2 pseudogenes are annotated in these 1,030 nt (G+C 62.0%); both read left to right on the top strand.

The annotated features are described in order from the left end of the window. A pseudogene (locus OLZ32_RS39175) lies at nt 1-546 on the top strand (sugar ABC transporter substrate-binding protein); the annotation flags it as partial. A gap of 155 nt (nt 547-701) precedes the next feature. After that, nucleotides 702-1,030: pseudogene (locus tag OLZ32_RS39170) on the top strand (sugar ABC transporter permease); the annotation flags it as partial.

Genomic DNA, 1,030 nt, shown 5'->3' with positions numbered 1-1,030 from the left:
TATGTCGACCCGAACTTCTCGGGCCGCGACTGGAATCTGGCGACCGCCATGGTCATCAAGGGTGATGCGCTGGTGCAGGTGATGGGCGACTGGGCCAAGGGCGAATTCGTCGCCGCCAAGAAGACGCCTGATACCGACTTCCTGTGCTACCGTTTCCCCGGCACCGACGGCAGCGTGGTCTACAACTCCGACATGTTCGGCATGTTCAACGTTCCAGACGACCGCAAGGCGGCCCAGGTGGCGCTGGCCACCGCAACGCTGTCGAAGAGCTTCCAGTCGGCCTTCAACGTCGTCAAGGGTTCGGTACCGGCCCGTACCGACGTTCCCGATACCGACTTCGACGCCTGCGGCAAGAAGGGTATCGCCGACCTGAAGGCAGCGAACGAAGGCGGCACGCTGTTCGGCTCGCTGGCGCAAGGCTACGGCGCTCCTCCGGCCATCGCCAACGCCTACAAGGATGTCGTCTCGAAGTTCGTCCACGGCCAGATCAAGACCTCCGACGAAGCCGTCAAGCAGCTCGTCCAGGCGATCGACGACGCTCGCTGAGACCACGTGTGATGACAAATGCTTCCCCGCGTGCTCCGCGGGGAAGCTTCAGGCTCCGCGCCGATCATGCGCGGACAATCATGCCCGGACAATGATGGAGAGCCGATCATGCCCGATATGATGCAGGGCCGATTGTGGGGAGGAGATGACATTCCATGAGCACTGTTGCGACCACCGATCCGGTCTTGACGCCGCGGCAATCGACGGGGATCTCGTTGAGGGGCCGGCTGCAGGATGCGCTGCCGAAGATCGTGCTGGCGCCGAGCTTCGTCATCACCATCATCTTCGTCTACGGCTTCATCGTCTGGACGGCCTATCTGTCGTTCACCAATTCCAAGACCTTTCCCTCCTATGCGCTGACGGGGCCACGCGCCTATCAGCGGCTGTGGCGCTGGACCTTCGAGAGCGATCCGCCGTCTTCCTGGTATACCTCGATCACCAACATGGCGATCTTCGGCTTCCTCTATGTCGGCATCTGCCTGGC

The sequence above is a fragment of the Rhizobium acaciae genome (genome assembly GCF_025941625.1).
GTDB lineage: Bacteria > Pseudomonadota > Alphaproteobacteria > Rhizobiales > Rhizobiaceae > Rhizobium > Rhizobium acaciae.
This window is presented reverse-complemented; position numbering and strand designations above follow the sequence as displayed.